Genomic DNA, 19417 nt, shown 5'->3' on the forward strand with positions numbered 1-19417 from the left:
GGTTGTGTATCTCGCCGTTCTCGTGTGTCACCCAGTACAGTTGAAAAACTCGCTTTGCAATATCCAAACCATAGGTTGTAAAATTCATTTCAGCCCCTCCGTCCGTTTGTGGAAAGATTCTATTATCTCCACCTTGGCACGTAGATGCCGTCAGGTCCGCGAGGGGCTTTTACTCAATTACTATTCTTACCCCGGCTCCCCAGCCAGTGGGGAGGAAGGCATCCATACCATCTCCTTGGTACGCACCGGAACTTTCGAACCGATAGCCTGCTTCAAATCCGAGTTTAACCTATCTTCTGGATTTAATTCCGGGCTGTAGCTGGGTAAATAAAAGCATTCGATCTTTTCCTTATTTTCTTCCAGCCAAGCCTTCACTGGTTTGCTATGGTGCACTCTCAAATTATCCAGGCTCAAGAACACTTTCTTCCCTGCATCCTTGATCAGTAGTTCGAGAAATTCAATGAGTGTAAATAGCGGTGTAAAAATAATGGGATGGACGCCCACTACCCTAAATGGCATCGAAGTGCCAAAGTAGTGGCGCAGTAAAGCCCACTAAACAAGAGAGGAGCGTCCGACATGAAGATTACAACGATAGGCATCTATTTGGCAAAAGAAGTATTTCAGATTCACGGGGTGGATATGCACAGCAAGGTTGTGCTACGTAAGCAACTACGCCGTAGCGAGATGGCAAGGTTTTTTGCCAATCTAGATCCCTGCCTGATTGGCATGGAAGCCTGCGGTAGCTCGCACCACTGGGCGAGAAAGCTGTGCGAATTTGGACATACTGTCAAACTCATGTCACCCCAGTTCGTCAAACCTTATGTGAAGACCAACAAGCATGACATGGCAGATGCAGAAGCGGTTTGTGAAGCAGTGAGCCGACCCAACATGCGCTTTGTACCGATCAAGAACGTTGAGCAACAAGCAATCCTCTCGATACATCGCGCCAGACAGGGTTTTGTTAAAGCCAGAACCGCGCAGGCAAATCAGATGCGTGGTTTACTCTCTGAATTTGGTATTGTGATACCTCAGGGCATCCGGTCCATCAACAAGCGTATGCCGGATATACTGGAAGATGCCGAGAACGGTTTGCCAGGTACCCTGCGCAAGTTATTGGAAAGACTGAACGACCACCTCAAGGAATTGGATTGTCAGGTGGCAGAACTGGGGTTGCAGATCAAGCTGTGGCATAAGGAGAACGAAGCCAGTCAAAGACTGGAAGCCATTCCTGGTATTGGTCCGATCACGGCGAGCGCCATTGTGGCAACTGTAGGGAATGCCACGGAGTTCAAAAACGGCAGGCAACTTTCGGCATGGTTCGGATTGGTTCCAAAGCAACGCTCCAGCGGTGGTAAGCAGATATTGCTTGGTATCAGTAAACGTGGCGACACTTACTTGCGCACTTTGCTGATCCACGGAGCACGAGCGGTCATTCGCTTTGCCAAGAACAAGGCTGAACCGGAAAGCTGGTTACACAAGCTAATGGCGCGGCGCAATAAGAATGTTGCCGCCGTTGCACTGGCGAACAAGAACGCACGTATCATTTGGGCGTTACTTGCCAGAGACACTAAATTTCACCCCAATCACACTTCGGCAGCATCCGCTGCCAAAGCCTGATCAGGGTGGCTGAATAAAAGCGTATTGGTAATGTCACATCGAAAACGAGTTTAAGGAGATAGACTCTGCTGCCGATTGCACAGGCAATCATGACATGATGGCGAGATTGGTCAGACCGTGGTTGGGAAAGTTCGTAGTGGTACAAGCACACCAAAAGTGCGTAAAAATGATAGAACCCCAACCAGCGTATTCCATCAGGGACAGAAGCAATATGCTTCACATAAAGTCCGGATGTATGGCTGCAATCTTTGCCTGCTCAAAATCATTAAATTAAAGCTTGTACTACCGTGGGCGTCCATGTATGTGTCACTGAGACGCACTAAATTTCGCGGGAATGGCGGAATAAAAGTGTACCAGTCTGAAGCCTGCAAGCTGATGCGATTAGCATCAAGTGAAAGGCGATGAGGATCTATACAGTGGAACTATATGTAAAGATTCGACGAGCGGTGATGATAGAAGGCAGAAGCGAACGCGAAGTTGCGCGTTATTTTGGAATTCACCGCAATACTGTGAAGAAGATGTGTCAATACGCGGCACCGCCGGGTTATCGGCGCAAGAGCGAGCCAGTGTCTCCCAAGCTTGCTCCTTTCACTGGCATCATTGATGCTATTTTGGAAGCTGACAAACAAGTGCATGTTAAGCAGCGCCATACTGCAGTGCGGATATTGGAGCGGTTATGCGATGAACAATCCGGCTATGCAATAGGGCATGCACTTCGCCATGCGGTTCTTATCACGGCCGATGAGATAAATGAACTGTAGCATATGTTTTCCTACAGTTTATTGAAATATTCTGAGCAGTAGACCACAGTTGAATAGATAACTAATCCCGCAGAAAAACCACGTGGAATCGAAAATTGACATAATTTAAAACATAGCTAAGAAGCTGATGTTGAGAATGTTCAAGGTCACACATAATTTATGCAGTGTGTGGGTTTTCCTGTCAGATTTATTGAATTTTATAAAAAATAATCCGTATTCCAGAAACAAATAGCCGCAGATAATTAAACTTGCGATTCCTCGTGGTCTTGCCACTGGGTTGTTTATTTTATTCTTTCGGTTACCAATGAACAATCTGATTTACTTCGACTGACTGGGAGGAACAAATAAATGTCATTAAAAAATTCAATTAAGGAATTTAAAGCTTTCTTAGGTGATAAGGAATCGCTTCTTGATAAAAGCTATCCGAGAGTGACGGAAATAATTCAATTACACTGGGGCTATAAAGAATTTTATTTGTGCATCCAGAAGCTACTCGTTGTTGAGAAAGAACAAAACCGGCAAGGATTTCCTTTGGAGGCACTACAGGAAATCTATAAATTACAAGAGATACATGAGAATGTATTTCCGAAGTTGAAATCATTATTAAATGGCAACTTAGAAACCACTTCACGCAGCAGCAAGAACCATGGTCAGATGTTAATATAGATTTTGTGTTCACACCAGTAGTGTCCGGCTAAATTAGCTGTTGAAACGATAGAAACCAGTATTGATAAGGACTACAGAGAAAATATTTTGGTGCCGATTTGAAATCATATTTTGCAAATTCAGGTGCCACATTCAACCTGCAAGTGCACCACGCGCTATCCTAAACATCTCGTAGGGTGTTTTGTAATTTAAACATTTTCTGGGGCGATTGTTGAGTCGTTTTTCAATACGATTAATTTCGGCAGCAGTGATATTGTTAAAATTAGTGCCTTTAGGCAAATAGCGTCTAATAAGACCGTTTACTTGTTCAACAGAACCTTTCTCCCAGCTATGGTAGGGTTCACAGAAGAAAGATTGTATGCCCAGTCTATCGTTGATTTCCTGATGCAGTACATTTTCAGAACCGTTATCATAAGTAATGCTCTTGACCAGTTCTTCAGGATGATTCGATAATCGACGAATAACTGCTGATTTTGTTTCCCTTGCAGTTTTATTCTTCATCAATGATATGTTCACCAAGCGAGTAGTTCGCTCTATTATGACGTTCAATCCAGATTTCCTGTCACCTCCGACTACAGAATCACTTTCCCAGTAACCAACTATTTCACGTTTGTCGACCTGCACTGGCCGCAGTGCTATAGATACCCGGTTTTTAATACGTTCAGTAGTACTGCGATAAGGATTCTTGGTCCGTCTTTTTTTATGTTTCCTGGTCAAGCACTCAATGAGATCAGGCGCCTGAATGTAGATGTATTGATAAATTGACTCATGGCATATGTATTCCCCAGAACCAGACACTTTTAATCGGCCAGCAATTAATTCAGGTTTCCAACCAATAGCTAACTTTTTATGCACGAAGCGTCTTATTGATTCCATTTTCAAACGGTACCGCTGAGCGCGTCGTTTTAACCGATGCTCATAAATCTCCTGGGCGCCCCTGATGTAATAATGCCGGCCGCACCAAAGATTGCGCCTAAGTTCCCGACTAATTGTCGTATGCGAACGATTAAGGCGGCGTCCAATTTCTCTCAGTGATATCCCTCGATTTTTCCAGTCTTTGATTAGGGTCCTTTCTGTTTTATTCAAATGGAAGTAATGTATTACCATGTCGCGCCTCTGTTATCCAGTTAGTTAATGACACTTAGGATACGGTGGTGCACTTGATTTTTGAATATGGGGGTTCGAGTAATCTCCAGAAGTTGAACCTTCTGGAGATAGTCTATGAACTTTGGAAAAACGCTGTTCGCACAACTCATGGAATTTGTGCCGTGGACGAGCTTCGCGAGAATCGTGGCGCGTCATGGCGGCGATTCTGGCGTGCGCAATCTGAGTTGTACCGAGCAATTCCGCGCCATGGCTTTTGCACAGCTGACCTACCGCGAGAGTCTGCGGCCTGCTTGCTGGCCAGCCAGACGAAGCTGTACAGCATGGGTTTCCGCGCACCCGTCAAACGTTCGACACTGGCCGACGCCAACGAAGCACGCAACTGGCACATCTGGGAAGACTTGGCTACATTGCTGATCCGGCGTGCACGCAAACTGTATTGCAACGACAGCTTCGGTGTCGATCTGACCAATACGGTCTACGCACTGGATGCGGTCGTTGTCAAGCTAGTTGTCGCCTGAGCGTATGAATTTATGCTGTCTTTTTGAGTTCTAAATTAACCTCCTTTTGATTGGTTTTTTCGGGAACGCATTGATCCAGTGTTGATACCAACGGATATATTACACGCCGCTTTGAGCGTTTGAAGGTATAACAAATTAACGCGAACATAGCTTATAATCAATAGCATTAGCTGTAAAAGTTCAACAGCCATTATGTAAACTCAAGCAATAAGTTCTGTTTATTTGACTTATGAGTATCACCGAAATTCAGGAACCGTATGTCTAATGCATCACTAAAAGTTTTAACCTACAACATCCACAAAGGTTTTAATGCAACTAATCTTCGATTCATTCTTCATGAGATAAAGAATTTATTGCGCCATATCGATGCCGATGTAATTTTTCTACAAGAAGTACACGGTGAACGCAACATTTCCAATAACCGATTTGATGATTGGCCCAATAATCGGCAATTTGAATTTCTTGCAGATCAAGTTTGGCATCATTATGCATACGGAAAGAATGTTATTTATAAATCGGGGCATCACGGCAACGCTATCTTAAGTAAATATCCCTTCATTGAATGGGAGAATATTAATGTTTCTATGTTACGATCAGCCAGTCGTAGTCTTTTACATGGGACAGTTCAGGTTCCTGGAATCCATCAGAAAGTTCATATCATCTGTGTACACTTGGGATTGTTCGGGCATGAAAGAGAGCGTCAACTTTCAACGCTAGCAAAACGCATCAACTCTCATGTTCTCTCCGATGAACCATTGATCATCGCCGGTGATTTCAATGATTGGCGTGGTCGTGCTGAACACTATTTAAATCGAGACTTAGGCGTTAAGGAGGTTTTTAAAATGACCCATGGAGCGTATGCGCGCACCTTTCCCGCTTGGTTACCTGTATTATCAATGGACCGTATCTATTACCGCGGACTCAGTGTTATCAACTGCAATAACCATCTCAACGGTCTGCCATGGCAACGATTATCATTATCAGACCATATTCCGCTGTTTGCAGAATTCGGGTCAATTTAAAATATTTTTTTATATCACCAAAAGAAAATAAAATTTATCACTTAATGTTTGATTAGGGATTCCACTAGTTTTTCCTCGCTAGCTGACTGTAAAGCCGACTGGGCAATGGCAGTAGGTAGCCGCTCTGGCTTGTGTTCCAGTGCCAGATCAAGTACTTGATCTATCCATCTGACGGGATATATAGTCAGTTGATTTTTCACATTTGAAGGAATATCAGTTAAATCCTTTACATTCTTTTCAGGAATAATCACAGCCTTAATTCCACCTCGATGAGCAGCCAGTAATTTTTCCTTTAATCCACCTATCGGAAGCACTTCGCCTCTTAAAGTAATTTCCCCTGTCATAGCCACATCCGCTCTCACAGCAATATTTGTCAGAACCGACACCATCGCAACACAAATTCCTATACCTGCGCTTGGTCCATCCTTCGGTGTTGCACCCTCTGGAAGATGTATATGAATATCATTTTTTTGATAGAAGTCTTCCGCGATACCTAATAGGTGAGAACGTCCTCTAACTACAGAAAGTGCAGCCTGAATAGATTCCTGCATAACTTCACCCAGTTTTCCGGTAGTAATGGTTTTTCCTTTTCCAGGTAATACTACAGCTTCAATAGTCAATAGCTCGCCACCTACTTCTGTCCAGGCTAGTCCAGTTACTTGCCCCACTTGATTTTTTTCTTCTGCAATGCCATATGTGAAACGTCTTACACCCAAGAATTTATCCAGATTACGCGATGTAACGATTATTTTGCTTTTCCCCTTTTTTAGCAACATTGCTTTTACAGCTTTTCGGCAGATTTTTGAAATTTCCCGTTCCATCGCCCTTACACCTGCTTCTCTTGTGTAATAACGAGCGATATCCCGCAATGCAGAATCTGAAACGGCTAGTTCATTTTCCTCGAGACCATGATTGTGCATCTGTTTGGTTAATAAATAACGCGTGGCTATATTCAGTTTCTCGTCTTCTGTATACCCTGATAATTGGATCACTTCCATGCGATCAAGTAAAGCTGGGGGAATGTTTAGAGTATTTGCTGTTGCCACAAACATAACGTCGGACAAATCATATTCCACTTCAACATAATGATCCACAAACGTATTATTCTGCTCTGGATCGAGGACTTCCAGCAAGGCAGAAGAAGGGTCTCCACGAAAATCCATACCCATTTTATCTACTTCATCAAGTAAAAATAATGGGTTCTTAACGCCCACCTTACTCATATTGTGTAATATCTTGCCTGGCATTGATCCGATATAGGTTCTCCTATGGCCACGTATCTCAGCTTCATCTCGTACACCACCTAGTGACATGCGTACAAACTTTCTGTTCGTGGCATGTGCAATTGATTGTCCGAGTGAAGTCTTACCAACGCCTGGCGGACCGACGAGGCAAAGAATCGGTGCCTTCATCTTGTTAACTCGTTGCTGAACAGCCAAATATTCAACAATCCGTTCTTTGACTTTTTCTAAGCCATAGTGATCCTTCTCAAGTACTGCTTCTGCTGCTTTTAAATCATTATTGATTTTACTCTTCTTTTTCCATGGCAGTGCTACGAGCGCATCGATGTAATTACGCACTACTGTCGCTTCCGCAGACATCGGAGACATCAAGCGAAGTTTTTTTAATTCTGATTCAACTTTAGCATTCGCTTCTTTAGGCATTTGAGCAGATTTGATCTTTTTCTCAATTTCATCTATATCTGCTCCATCCTCGCCTTCGCCTAGCTCTTTCTGAATTGCTTTTACTTGCTCATTTAGATAATAGTCACGTTGGCTTTTTTCCATCTGCCGTTTAACTCTACCGCGGATACGTTTTTCTACGTGTAGGATATCTAATTCAGTCTCCAACAAACCCAGCAAATGCTCCAAACGTTTGGATACATCAAAAATCTCAAGAATTTCCTGTTTTTGCTCAAGTTTTAATGGCAAATAAGCAGCAATGGTATCAGCTAAACGTCCAGCATCATCTATACCACCCAACGAAGTGATAATCTCTGGTGGAATCTTTTTGTTAAGTTTTACATATTGATCGAATTGGGTCAGTATTGCGCGCCGCATTGCTTCTGCTTCAGGGTTGTCTGTTGTATCGGGCAATACTTGTGATGCTCTTCCAGAGAAATGAGTCTCAGAATCAATTAAATCCAAAATACGAGCGCGATGATTACCCTCTACCAGGACCTTGACCGTGCCATCAGGCAGTTTTAGCATCTGTAATAAGCTCGCTATACTACATACGTTGTAGAGATCCTCGGGCGCAGGGTCATCTTTAGACGCTATTTTTTGAGCAACGAGTAGAATATTTTTATTCGACTCCATTGCAAGTTCAAGTGCTTTAATAGATTTCTGCCTTCCTACAAATAATGGTATGACCATATGCGGAAAAACAACTACATCACGCAATGGCAGGAGAGGCAGTATCAATTGTTCAGAATTCTCGATCAAAGAAGTCATATCTACTCATTTATAAAATTCACAACTGATTGATAACATATATGCACTAATCAGAAATTCAAGATGGAAATACAATATACACTAGCATATATCTGCCACGCACAAATACTTAAATAGAGGTGTTAAATATACATATTTGCTTTTAATAGCACGAATAATGAACCTAAGTCTGAGAGACGATAAGAAACAATCTCATTATCAAAAATCTACCAGACCATAAAAAAACGATCTGCATTCCTGCTTTATATTAAAAACAGACTAAAAAGTATTCATTTAACATACATATAAACTGCAATTTCTCTCCTGCGTCTGCCTCGCATCGGCTGCTCTCGTTTATGTTTATTTTCAACGACTAGCCGATCTTTTTTCTCGTCAACTTATCAACTTAAATAATATTGATTAGATTTCTGGCCAATTATTTGGAACGTTTGGCAACCTTGGGTTGATCAGAATAAATTAATATCGGCTTAATATCATCGTTAGTCGAATTATAGTCAATGACGACTTTAGAAACATTTTCTAATGACGGGAGGTCGTACATAATATCCAGCAATATTTCTTCCAGAATTGAGCGTAATCCACGCGCCCCTGTTTTGCGTGTCAAAGCTCTTTTCGCAATTGCCTTAAGTGCTGGCTCTCGGAATTCCAGATCTACACCACCTTCCATATTGAACATTTTCCAATATTGTTTAACGAGTGCGTTCTTGGGTTCTGTCAGTATCTGAATTAATGCTGCTTCGTTAAGTTCTTCCAATGTAGCTACAACAGGTAAACGTCCTACAAATTCAGGGATCAAGCCAAATTTAACCAAATCTTCTGGTTCTACTTGTTGTAAGACTTTATTCATATCCTTACGAGTATGGTTTTTTACATCAGCGCCAAAACCAATTCCACCCTTCTCGGTACGTGCTCTGATCACTCTATCCAGACCATCAAATGCGCCACCACAAATAAATAAAATATTGGTAGTATCAACTTGAATAAATTCTTGGTTAGGATGTTTTCTTCCACCCTGCGGAGGAACCATAGCAATGGTTCCTTCAATTAATTTCAATAATGCCTGCTGCACTCCTTCACCTGAAACATCACGTGTGATCGAAGGATTGTCCGATTTACGTGAGATTTTATCTATTTCATCTATGTATACGATACCTCGCTGCGCTTTTTCAGCATCGTAATTACATTTCTGCAGTAATTTTTGAATAATATTTTCAACATCCTCACCAACATATCCTGCTTCAGTCAAAGCTGTGGCATCTGCCATGATAAAAGGGACATCTAAAAGCCTAGCCAAGGTTTGTGCGAGCAATGTTTTACCTGAACCCGTCGGACCGACAAGTAGAATATTACTTTTTGAAAGCTCAATATCATCCGCATCATCTGATTTTGTTACATTCTTCAGGCGTTTATAGTGATTATAAACCGCTACGGAAAGTATCTTTTTTGCTGATTCTTGCCCAATTACATATTGATCTAGTATTTGGCAGATTTCACGAGGCACAGGCAAATTTGACTTGACCAATTTTGTCGCTTCGTCACCTTGCATTTCTTCACGAATGATGTCATTGCAAAGATCAATACATTCATCGCAAATAAATACAGAAGGACCGGCAATAAGTTTTCTTACTTCATGTTGGCTTTTGCCGCAAAAAGAACAGTAAAGAAGTTTCTCGCTACTAGCTTTGTCTGGCATATTATTATCCTACAGTAATCGAGTTTAAATACCCGTGGTGGAACAATTTATTACAAGTACTTCGCTTAATTCGCACTTTCATCTCTACGTGTTAATACTGCATCAACTAAGCCATAACTTACAGATTCAGCTGCACTCAAAAAGTTATCACGATCTGTATCTTTTTCTAAATCAGACACTGGACGCCCGGCATGTTTTGCCATAATCTCATTTAATCGAGCTTTAAGATATAGTATTTCACGTGCATGTATCTCAATATCAGAGGCTTGTCCTTGAAATCCTCCTAGCGGTTGGTGGATCATTACACGTGAATTAGGCAAACAATACCGTTTTCCTTTTGCACCCGCAGTTAGCAACAATGCCCCCATACTTGCCGCTTGACCGATACATAAGGTACTTACATCCGGTTTGATATATTGCATTGTGTCATAAATGGCCAAACCAGCCGACACCACACCACCTGGTGAATTAATATAAAAATGTATGTCTTTCTCTGAGTTCTCAGATTCAAGAAATAAAAATTGTGCTACAACCAAGTTCGCTGTAGCTTCCGTAACAGGGCCTACCAGAAACACCACCCTTTCCTTTAATAAGCGCGAATAAATATCATAAGCACGCTCCCCTCGCCCGCTTGTTTCTATCACCATAGGAATTAAACCCAAATTCTTAGGCTCTAAATCATGCATGTTATCAGATAGTCGCGTCATCTCAGGATATCCCCATCAGCTCATCGAATGTCACAGTTTTATCAATTAATTTAATTTTTTCGAGCGCCCAATTTACTACATTCTCTTCCAGAGCCAATGACTCTGCTTCCTGCAAACGTTCTGCAGAAGCATAATGCCATTTAACTACTTGCTCTGGATTCTCATAACTTTGTGCGGCATCTTCAATTATGCTACGAACTTGTTCGGATGTGGCCTTAAGAGCGTGCACTTTTACAAGTTCTGCCAGAATCAAACCCAGTTTAACGCGATATTCTGCTTTTTCTTTAAAAAAATCTGACGTAAGTGGTATTTCTTTCGCTTTCATCCCTCGCGCTTCAAGGTCACTTCTCGCATTTTGCATTAATCGATCTTTTTCCTGATTAATTAAAACATTAGGTGCTTCAATTTGAGCAGCATCTAAAAATTTTTGCATAATTTGCTCTTTAATCTTCGATCTAACTCGCTTTGAAACTTCACGCTCAAGATCTCTCTGTATTCCCTCACGCAATTTTTTGATATCTCCGTCGGGTATACCCAATAACTTGGCAAAATCTGCATCTACATTAGGCAATATCGGTTCTTCCAGCTCTTTTAGTTTTACTTCAAATGTAACGGTCTTTCCAGCGATATCTTTACCATGGTAATCTTCCGGAAAAACAACATCAAATGATTTATTGTTTCCCACTTTCATGCCAATCAGCGAAGCTTCGAAATCCTTTAAGAACTTTCCGTCTCCGATTATCAATTGAATATCTTCAGTCCTTCCACCATCAAAATCATCACCATCAATAACCCCATGATAATCGATCTTGACACGGTCTCCTTTTTTTGCCGAGCGGCTAACTGGTTCATAAATCACGCGCTGCTTACATATCATATCCAAGGTTTTATCAATATCAGTTTCCCCAATCTGCACAGTAGGCCGTTCGATATTTTGCTTACTTAAATCGCCTAGAACTATTTCAGGATAGACCTCAAATGTTGCACTGACCGTATAGCGTGTTTCGTTATCATCCGTTACTTTTGCTTCAAAACGCGGGTACCCGGCAACCTGTAAATTATGCTCCTTGACGGCATCCTTAAATTCTTTATGCACAGCGTCATTTAATACATCTTGTTGGACTTGCACGCCGTACATTTGAGTAATTATTTTTAATGGAACTTTTCCAGGACGAAAGCCATGTAATTTGGTTGTCTTCGCTAGCCGTTTTAAGCGATTTTCAATTTCATCCTGCAATTTCTCCAGAGAAATTGTAATATCAAAGCGACGTTCTAGTGTACTGAGGTTTTCTACATTTGATCCCATTAAAGTTCCTGACTGATTAAATATTTTTCAATATATTACAATACTATCCGATCATTATTTTTTGAGATTATCGAATAAAAAGCTTTGCGGTAACATACAAATTCCAAATGGTGCGAAAGGGGGGACTCGAACCCCCACACCTTTCGGCGTCAGAACCTAAATCTGGTGCGTCTACCAATTCCGCCACTTTCGCATTTCATTTTAGCTTGGTGATTATACCTTTTAATCCCGTTAACCGCAGCCAGATCATTCAATACTCTGTATAACAAGGGACTGTTTGGCCACTCACTCCTTTACTATCTGGTCCCATCAAATATAAATAAGTTGTCATCAAATCTTCAGGTTGCCGCATCGCTTGCTTAATTTCACCTGGGTGAGTTTTAGCGCGCTGCGGTGAGTTAACGATGCCTGGTACAATTGTATTGATCCGCAAATTTGGCATGGATTCCCATTCATCGGCTTGTACTTTTACTAATGCTTCAATACCTGCTTTCGCCACTGTAAATCCCCCCCAATAGGCCGATGGCTTATGTCCGTGAGAACTTGACGTCATTATGACACTGGCATCAGGAGAAGCTTTTAACAAAGGAAGACATGCTTTAGTCAAGGCAAAAGGAGTAATTAAATTAACCTGCAGCATCGTTCGCCATTGCTGAACAGTTTGATTTTCTAGCGGGCTGAGACCATGTAGAAATGCAGCGTTATGCAATATTCCATCCAAACGTCCCAACTGCTGTTCGATGGCCTGTGCTATCACCGCAAAATCAGCTTCTTCAGCTTGTTCCAAATCCAATGGATAAATTAGAGCTTGCGCTTTACCGATAGTTTCAATCTCATCATAAACAGATTCCAGTTTTTTTACTTTGCGGCCATGCAAGATCACCGTAGCCCCGTAATTTGCATAGGTTAACGCTGCAGCACGCCCCAAACCTTGCCCAGCCCCCGTAATGAGTATTACACGATCTTTAAGTAGATCTTTAGGTGCCAAATAGTTTTCTAATTTATTCATAATTTAGAATTTATCACGATAAAGTATCTTGAGAGAAAAATAAAACACCTTAATAAGTATCTTTATTCCCTCATTCAGCTCAATAAACATAAAAAAACAGACTCCAACGAAATGCCGGAGTCTGTTTTATATCAAAATACTGAGTAGCGCAGGTATGGATACTGATACTTACATATCCATGCCGCCCATACCACCCATACCGCCCATGCCACCACCCATGCCATTCGCGGCACCTGATTCATCCTTAGGCAATTCAGCCACCATCGCATCGGTTGTTAACATTAAACTTGCAACCGAAGCTGCATTCTGCAAAGCATAACGCGTAACTTTTGTTGGATCCAAAACACCCATCGCTACCAAATCTCCATACTCGCTTGTTGCTGCATTGTAACCAAAATTGCCCTTGCCTTCAGCAACCTTGTTAACCACAACGGATGGCTCATCACCGCAATTGATTACAATTTGGCGCAATGGTTCTTCAAGAGCGCGTAAAACAATCTTAATGCCGGCGTCCTGATCGTGATTGTCTCCTTTAACCTGCTTGACAACCGGGATAGCACGTAGCAATGCCACACCACCACCAGGAACAACACCTTCTTCTACCGCAGCACGTGTGGCATGTAATGCATCTTCCACTCGCGCTTTTTTCTCTTTCATTTCAACTTCAGTAGCTGCTCCGACTTTAATCAATGCGACTCCACCAGCAAGCTTAGCTACACGCTCTTGCAGCTTCTCTTTGTCATAATCACTGGTGGCTTCTTCTATCTGAGTGCGGATCTGCTTAACGCGACCTTCAATGTTGCCGCCATTACCTGCGCCATCAATAATAGTCGTATTTTCTTTACCCACTTCGATCCGTTTGGCTTGGCCCAAATCACTCAGTGTAGCCTTCTCTAAAGTTAAGCCCACTTCCTCTGCAATCACAGTGCCGCCGGTTAGAATTGCAATGTCTTCCAACATCGCTTTACGGCGATCACCAAAGCCAGGTGCTTTAACAGCACAAGTTTTTAGGATGCCACGAATATTGTTTACAACTAAAGTTGCCAGTGCTTCACCATCTACATCTTCAGCAATAATTAGTAATGGCTTGCCTGCTTTGGCTACTTGTTCTAATATCGGCAACAAATCACGTATGTTAGAAATTTTCTTATCATGTAATAAAACAAAAGGATTATCCAGCAAGGCGATTTGTTTTTCTGCACTGCTTACAAAGTAAGGAGAAAGATAGCCGCGATCAAACTGCATACCTTCAACTACTTCAAGCTCATTTTGCAACCCTGACCCATCTTCCACGGTGATCACGCCTTCCTTGCCAACCTTTTCCATTGCATCCGCAATGATCTTGCCTATTTCATCATCAGAATTTGCTGAAATGCTGCCGACTTGAGCAATTTCCTTAGCCGTTGCACAGGGTTTTGAAAGTTTTTTCAATTCACCAATGGCTGCGGTAACTGCTTTATCAATCCCGCGTTTGAGATCCATTGGATTCATGCCTGCAGCAACATACTTCATACCTTCTTTAACAATAGCTTGAGCTAATACAGTCGCAGTGGTAGTACCGTCACCGGCCACATCAGAAGTTTTGCTGGCCACTTCTTTCAGCATCTGCGCACCCATATTTTCAAACTTATCTTTCAGTTCTATTTCTTTAGCAACCGAAACACCATCCTTAGTAATAGTTGGCGCACCGTAAGAACGATCCAACACAACATTGCGACCTTTTGGTCCTAATGTTACTTTTACTGCATCGGCTAAAATATTAACACCAGCCACCATTCTGTGGCGCGCTGAATCACCAAATTTCACTTCTTTTGCTGACATATCTTTTCTCCTAATCTTTCAACACATTATCTTTAGTGGGTTATTGAATTGATACACTTAGCCTTCAATCACGCCCATAATATCTTCTTCCCGCATGACTAAAAGCTCTTCGCCTTGAACCTTGACAGACTGTCCAGCATATTTACCAAACAATACTTTATCTCCAACCTTAACTTCCAATGGACGAATTTTTCCATCATCACCAACTTTTCCTTTTCCTACAGCCAGAATTTCACCCTGATCAGGTTTTTCTGCTGCACTGTCTGGAATAACAATACCGGATGCGGTTTTACGTTCATCTTCTAATCGCTTGACGATAACACGATCATGCAAAGGGCGAATTTTCATACTATTTTCTCCTATTAAAATTAATAACCCGAAATTTGCAAAGCAAATTGTACTTTATTCTCATGAGCTTCCGAGGCACTCAGCGCTTCGTAATATTACAAAAAATAAATATTAGCACTCACCAACAGAGAGTGCTAATAATAGGGGTTCTTCCTCAGAATTTCAAGCAAGGAGGCACAAATTTTTTATTCAAATTGCAAACAAGGGAATAAATTGGAACGAATATTCCCTTAGCGCTAAGAGGAAATCCGGGAATAGTAACGCAGCCAGGAGAAGCCATTTTGAGATAGATCCTTTGATTATTTGATGCGAATAGCTGCTCTGTGTAACAAAATAATCTGGAAACATGACCAAATAGTTTATCCACAGCAGATTTCTATCTTCTCGGATAGCTTTCCTAACACACATTACTCAGTAATCGAATTGGAGTAATCGATCATCTGCTGGTATACTGTCGGCACTTTAATAAGTTTTATGGCGGGCCTCCCCGCATTGCAAGATGGTGAATCTGGTCAGGTCCGGAAGGAAGCAGCCACAGCTGTTTATTGCGAGTGCCGGGGGTCTGGCTCGCCACCCAACACAAGTTGTTGGAATCGATTCTTCTATCTTTTCGGACTATTTATTGGTTTAATCGGTCAAATTCGCTTTTCCAATTCAATCAAAAAACGTGTCTCAAACACAAGTCCTCGCGCGCAAGTGGCGCCCAAGAAACTTCTCAGAATTAACTGGACAAGAGCATGTGGTCAAAGCGCTGACCAACGCGCTTGAACAAAACAGACTGCACCATGCTTATTTGCTGACCGGTACGCGTGGCGTTGGCAAGACAACTATCGCACGTATTCTGGCCAAGTCATTGAATTGTGAAGCGGGTGTAACCGCAACCCCATGCGGCACTTGTCCAGCATGCCTGCAAATTGATTCGGGCAGTTTTATTGATCTCATTGAATTGGATGCAGCTTCCAACACGCAAGTCGATAATATGCGTGAGCTACTGGAAAATACGCTTTACGCCCCTACCAGCGCGCGCTACAAGATTTACATCATTGATGAAGTCCATATGCTTTCCAAATCAGCCTTCAACGCCATGTTGAAGACTTTGGAAGAGCCGCCTGCGCATGTCAAATTTGTATTAGCTACAACGGATCCACAAAAAATACCGATCACAGTTTTGTCGCGTTGTTTGCAATTCAATCTGAAACAAATTCCGCAGACACAAATTATCGACCACCTCAAAAAGGTATTGGCACAAGAAGGAATCCAGTGCGACACCCCATCGTTGCAATTAATTGCTCGTGCGGCCCAAGGCAGCATGCGCGATGCTTTAAGTTTACTGGATCAGGCCATTGCTTTCGGAGAGGGGAATGTTGCAGAAACCGGTGTGCGCGATATGTTGGGTAGCGTTGATCAAGGCTATCTTTTTGACCTGCTGGAAGCTCTGGTGCAGCAGAATGGTTTAAAATTATTGTCATTGGCGAACGAAATGGAGGCGCAGTGTCTTTCTTTTGATTCAGTCTTGCAGGATTTGGCAGCTTTATTGCATCAACTCGCGCTGGCACAAACGGTTCCGCAAGCGATCAGCGAAGATACACCCGAATACGCCCGTGTTTTCTCGTTGGCGAAGATTTTTCCGCCCGATGACATTCAATTGTTTTATCAGATCGCATTGCACGGACGCAGTGATCTGGGCCTGGCACCCGATGAATATGCTGGTTTTACCATGACACTGATGCGCATGTTGACTTTCATGCCGGATGATCTTTCAGTAAATATTCAGACACTGCAAATTCGGTCAATGGATACCAAACCATCCACTAAAGCCGAGAATAAACAGCAAGCAGAACCTCAACTAATTGTGCTGCCCTCCGACAATACCCGTGTTGATTTATCCGGCCTGGATTGGCCAAAATTGACTGAGCAATTAAAGCTGACTGGAATGGCTAAAATGCTGGCACAGCATAGCGAAGCCAGAGTTCTTTCAGCAGAAAATATAGAGCTATATGTACCGGATGTGCATAAGCATCTATTGGAAAAGAAATATCAGGATAAAATCCGGACAGAATTAAATAGCTATTTTGGCAAACCTGTCATGCTTAATTTTTCCGTTGGTAGCCTGACAGGATTAACACCCGTGGCACTGCAACAACGTGAAGAAGAAGAAAAACAAGCACAGGCCATTGCGGCCATTGAAAAAGACCCAATTGTACAAGAACTCATTGAACAGTTTGATGCAAAATTAATCGTTCCTTCAATTAAACCCATTCAAAATAAAGGAGGTAGTAATGATGAGAGGTAATCTGGGAAACATGATGAAACAAGCACAAATGGTGCAGGAAAATATGCGGCAAATGCAGGAAAAGCTCGCCACCATCGAAGTGGAAGGCCAATCTGGAGCGGGCATGGTCAAGGTCGTCATGACTTGCCGTCATGATGTCAAAAGAATCAGTATTGATGACAGTCTAGTAGGCGATGACAAAGAGATGCTGGAAGACCTTGTGGCCGCAGCTTTTAATGACGCTGTACGCCGTGTGGAATCCACTACACAGGAAAAAATGGCGGAACTGAGCAGCGGATTGGGCTTACCGCCGGGCATAAAATTACCTTTTTAGAGTAAGTTATCACCTATAAATAACGATATACGGTAATTTATTTACTTTATTAGGGTAATTCAGTTACCTATTCATTCGGTAGAATCAATTTATACACGTGGCATCATCGATGCTACTTAAGTAAATTTGAGGAATACCATGGATGACAAACGACTGGAAGTGGTACAAACAGTTGAAGCGATGTTCCGTGCGGCGCCGGGTGCACGCTATTTAAATGAATTTGTTGCTTTTATTAAAAATACTGGCAGTTCTGTTAAAGAACTGGCCAATATTCTTGCACAGACTGATATTTTTAAACAGTCGCTCTATTCAGACACGCTTTCCAATAGCGCGTTTGCCCATCAGTTTGTAGAAAATACAGTCGGAATCCTAGTAAACAGGGAAGATAAGGCATGGGCTGCCGCAGAAATAGAGAAAATGCTGGATGCTGGCGAAAGCCGCGGGGAAATCATTCACTGGGCAGCAACAGCACTGGCGTCAATAGGTACAGACAATACGCATTGGGGTGCTGCAGCTCAGCAATTTAATAACAAAGTCGAAGTAGCTGCCTACTATTCCATTGATCAGGGCGGATCAGCCACGAGTCTGGCTGTTTTGCAGCATATAACTGCAGATGTTACCTCAGATACCAGCAGCGTTGCTTCAGCCAAAGCAGTTTTAGAATCGGGTGTAAGCGGAAAAATAATCGATGGTTATATCAAAGATGCCATCGTATTCTCGGATCTCAATGGTGATGGGATTCACAATAGCAATGAATCCAGCACTACGTCGGATACATTGGGCAATTTTGTCTTACCTGGGGTGACTGGTTTTGGTCAACTAATAGTATCCGGCGGAATCGACATTTCCACTGGAGTAGCATTTACCGGAAGTATGACGGCACCCCCAGGCTCAACTGTCATTACTCCGCTAACCACACTCATTGACAAATTAACGCAAAATAATGGCATGACCGTGACAGATGCTACCGCAAAGGTACTGGCATCGCTGGGTTTACATCCAGGCATCGATTTGCTTCACTTTGATCCCATTTATGAAACCAGCCGAACAGACATCGACAAGGCTACAACAGACATCGCTTTAGCCATTCATACTGCGGCTGTTAAGATATGTATTCTCGTCAATCAGACCGGGGCATTACTGAGTGGCGCAGGCGTTCTAGCAAATGAATCTGCGGCTATTGATTTAACCTATGAAGCACTTGCTGCATCACTGGTGAGTAATGTGAGTAATACCGGTTTAATTGATTTGTCAGCCAACAATACCATCGCACAAATCATTCAAGATACTACTGAATTGTCAGGGGCCAATAATTCCGTGTTATTCAAAATCGGCGCTTTGGCAACCGATGCTTCACAGGCCATTGCTAATTTAAACAAAGCAATTGTTAGTGCCGCTACGAACAACGCGGACAAATCAGACATACTCTCCACCATTGCTGCTGTTCAGATTGTATCTGAACACATTGAATCAACGATGAAATCTGGTTCTGCCACAGGAAATGTTGAGATTACAGTCAGTAGTACAACAGGATCAACTTTAGTCGATGCAATCGCAATAGCTGGCACCACGGTGGGTGATGTAACCGGTGACGGATTGCCTGATCCATTGCCGCCGCCTCCGGCACCATCAACCGGTGGCGGTGGCGGTGGCGGTGGCGGTGGCGGCACTTCGACTCCAACCACTGTCCAGTCCTATTTAGCAACCAGCGCGACTGCGTTTTCAGGCACATCGGCAAATGACATCTTGTCGATTTCCACTGCGGCAACCTGGACGCCTCTCG

At 42.6% G+C, this 19417-nt stretch carries 13 protein-coding genes, 1 tRNA gene, 1 other RNA gene and 4 pseudogenes; 9 read left to right on the forward strand and 10 right to left on the reverse strand.

Annotation, left to right across the window (positions count from 1 at the left end; all coding sequences use genetic code 11):
* Window positions 1-234: 234 nt before the first annotated feature.
* Window positions 235-465, reverse strand: a pseudogene (locus tag QZ942_RS01245) (transposase); the annotation flags it as partial.
* A 111-nt stretch (window positions 466-576) separates the two neighbouring features.
* On the opposite strand from QZ942_RS01245, the gene QZ942_RS01250 reads away from it, so the two are divergent.
* The 3 genes and pseudogenes from QZ942_RS01250 to QZ942_RS01260 all read left to right on the forward strand — a co-directional run bounded on the left by QZ942_RS01250 (window position 577) and on the right by QZ942_RS01260 (window position 3044).
* A complete protein-coding gene (locus QZ942_RS01250; protein ID WP_292992743.1) occupies window positions 577-1617 on the forward strand; it encodes an IS110 family transposase in 1041 nt (346 codons plus the stop codon).
* A gap of 407 nt (window positions 1618-2024) precedes the next feature.
* A pseudogene (locus QZ942_RS01255) lies at window positions 2025-2294 on the forward strand (IS21 family transposase); the annotation flags it as partial.
* 432 nt (window positions 2295-2726) lie between these two features.
* Window positions 2727-3044 carry a hypothetical protein gene (locus QZ942_RS01260; protein ID WP_292992744.1) on the forward strand — a complete coding sequence of 106 codons (318 nt, stop codon included), beginning with the start codon at window positions 2727-2729 and terminating at the stop codon, window positions 3042-3044.
* 132 nt (window positions 3045-3176) lie between these two features.
* Here QZ942_RS01260 and QZ942_RS01265 read toward each other — a convergent pair whose 3' ends face one another.
* Window positions 3177-4151 carry an IS30 family transposase gene (locus QZ942_RS01265; protein WP_292992745.1) on the reverse strand — a complete coding sequence of 325 codons (975 nt, stop codon included), beginning with the start codon at window positions 4149-4151 and terminating at the stop codon, window positions 3177-3179.
* Window positions 4152-4265: 114 nt separating this feature from the next.
* On the opposite strand from QZ942_RS01265, the pseudogene QZ942_RS01270 reads away from it, so the two are divergent.
* Both QZ942_RS01270 and QZ942_RS01275 read left to right on the forward strand, forming a co-directional pair.
* A pseudogene (locus QZ942_RS01270) lies at window positions 4266-4666 on the forward strand (DUF4372 domain-containing protein); the annotation flags it as partial.
* A gap of 260 nt (window positions 4667-4926) precedes the next feature.
* The gene (locus tag QZ942_RS01275) at window positions 4927-5691 is read left to right on the forward strand and encodes an endonuclease/exonuclease/phosphatase family protein (RefSeq protein WP_292992747.1); all 765 of its coding nucleotides are present in this window, start codon (window positions 4927-4929) and stop codon (window positions 5689-5691) included.
* 41 nt (window positions 5692-5732) lie between these two features.
* Here QZ942_RS01275 and lon read toward each other — a convergent pair whose 3' ends face one another.
* The 8 genes from lon to groES all read right to left on the reverse strand — a co-directional run bounded on the left by lon (window position 5733) and on the right by groES (window position 15028).
* A complete protein-coding gene (gene lon, locus QZ942_RS01280; RefSeq protein WP_292992748.1) occupies window positions 5733-8144 on the reverse strand; it encodes an endopeptidase La in 2412 nt (803 codons plus the stop codon).
* A gap of 415 nt (window positions 8145-8559) precedes the next feature.
* Window positions 8560-9837, reverse strand: coding sequence for an ATP-dependent Clp protease ATP-binding subunit ClpX (gene clpX, locus QZ942_RS01285; RefSeq protein ID WP_292992750.1), 1278 nt, complete (start codon window positions 9835-9837; stop codon window positions 8560-8562).
* A 65-nt stretch (window positions 9838-9902) separates the two neighbouring features.
* Window positions 9903-10544 carry an ATP-dependent Clp endopeptidase proteolytic subunit ClpP gene (gene clpP, locus QZ942_RS01290; protein ID WP_292992752.1) on the reverse strand — a complete coding sequence of 214 codons (642 nt, stop codon included), beginning with the start codon at window positions 10542-10544 and terminating at the stop codon, window positions 9903-9905.
* Between the two features lies 1 nt (window position 10545).
* Entirely contained in the window at window positions 10546-11850 is a 1305-nt protein-coding gene (tig, locus tag QZ942_RS01295; protein WP_292992754.1) for a trigger factor, read from the reverse strand.
* 108 nt (window positions 11851-11958) lie between these two features.
* Window positions 11959-12043: transfer RNA gene (locus QZ942_RS01300), tRNA-Leu, on the reverse strand.
* Window positions 12044-12100: 57 nt separating this feature from the next.
* Window positions 12101-12859: a YciK family oxidoreductase gene (locus QZ942_RS01305; protein WP_292992755.1), complete on the reverse strand. Its 759-nt coding sequence runs from the start codon at window positions 12857-12859 to the stop codon at window positions 12101-12103.
* 168 nt (window positions 12860-13027) lie between these two features.
* The gene (gene groL / locus QZ942_RS01310; RefSeq protein WP_292992756.1) at window positions 13028-14680 is read right to left on the reverse strand and encodes a chaperonin GroEL; all 1653 of its coding nucleotides are present in this window, start codon (window positions 14678-14680) and stop codon (window positions 13028-13030) included.
* A 57-nt stretch (window positions 14681-14737) separates the two neighbouring features.
* The gene (gene groES, locus QZ942_RS01315) at window positions 14738-15028 is read right to left on the reverse strand and encodes a co-chaperone GroES (protein ID WP_103965655.1); all 291 of its coding nucleotides are present in this window, start codon (window positions 15026-15028) and stop codon (window positions 14738-14740) included.
* A 476-nt stretch (window positions 15029-15504) separates the two neighbouring features.
* Between groES and ffs the strand changes: the two genes are divergently transcribed.
* The 4 genes and pseudogenes from ffs to QZ942_RS01335 form a co-directional block, all read left to right on the forward strand.
* Window positions 15505-15603, forward strand: an RNA gene (ffs, locus tag QZ942_RS01320) — signal recognition particle sRNA small type.
* A gap of 92 nt (window positions 15604-15695) precedes the next feature.
* Window positions 15696-17321, forward strand: coding sequence for a DNA polymerase III subunit gamma/tau (gene dnaX / locus QZ942_RS01325; RefSeq protein WP_292992757.1), 1626 nt, complete (start codon window positions 15696-15698; stop codon window positions 17319-17321).
* The gene (locus tag QZ942_RS01330; protein WP_292992758.1) at window positions 17311-17634 is read left to right on the forward strand and encodes a YbaB/EbfC family nucleoid-associated protein; all 324 of its coding nucleotides are present in this window, start codon (window positions 17311-17313) and stop codon (window positions 17632-17634) included. Before dnaX ends, QZ942_RS01330 begins: the two co-directional genes overlap by 11 nt.
* 138 nt (window positions 17635-17772) lie before the next feature.
* Window positions 17773-19417, forward strand: a pseudogene (locus QZ942_RS01335) (calcium-binding protein); the annotation flags it as partial.

This window comes from Nitrosomonas sp. (genome assembly GCF_021731985.1).
Taxonomy (GTDB): domain Bacteria; phylum Pseudomonadota; class Gammaproteobacteria; order Burkholderiales; family Nitrosomonadaceae; genus Nitrosomonas.